Annotated in this window: 1 protein-coding gene; it reads right to left on the reverse strand. The window is 60.8% G+C overall.

Annotation, left to right across the window (positions count from 1 at the left end):
* Nucleotides 1–707, reverse strand: a 707-nt coding sequence (locus ACM6LR_RS39340) for an AMP-binding protein (protein WP_414945658.1), incomplete at both ends; no start/stop codon positions are given.

Consider the following 707-nt stretch of genomic DNA (forward strand, 5'->3'; position numbering starts at 1 on the left):
CGATACATCCGGACACCCGGGGACCCGAAGGGACACGCCACAAAACGCTCACCGGTCAAACCCGCACGATTCACATAACCACGCGCCAACTGCGGACCAGCCACATACAACTCACCCACCACACCCACCGGAACAGGCCGCAACCATTCATCCAGCACATACACCGACAAACCCGCAAGACCCCGACCGATCACACCCCCCTCGGTATTCGGTGCGAGATCGCAATGGGTGACATGCACCGTCGTCTCAGTAATCCCATACATATTCACCAACCGAGGACCGGAATCACCAAACCGCTCCCACCACTCGCTCAACCGCGCGGGCTCCAACGCCTCCCCACCGAACACCACCGCCCGCACACACGCCAGCCCCGCCCCCGACTGAGCTGCCATCAACTGATAGAACGCCGACGGCGTCTGACTCAACACCGTAACCCGCTCCCGCTCCAGCAAATCCACAAACTCCCGCGGCGAACGCGACACCTCGAACGGCACCACCACAACCCGGCCGCCATACAACAACGCGCCCCACAACTCCCACACCGAGAAATCGAACGCGAACGAATGAAACCACGACCACACATCATCCGCACCAAAATCAAACAACCCACCAGCAGCCGCGAACAACGCCACCACATTCCGATGCGGAACCACCACCCCCTTCGGCAACCCCGTCGAACCCGACGTGTAAATCACATACGCCGCATG

It is taken from the genome of Amycolatopsis sp. cmx-11-32 (genome assembly GCF_047608695.1).
GTDB lineage: Bacteria > Actinomycetota > Actinomycetes > Mycobacteriales > Pseudonocardiaceae > Amycolatopsis.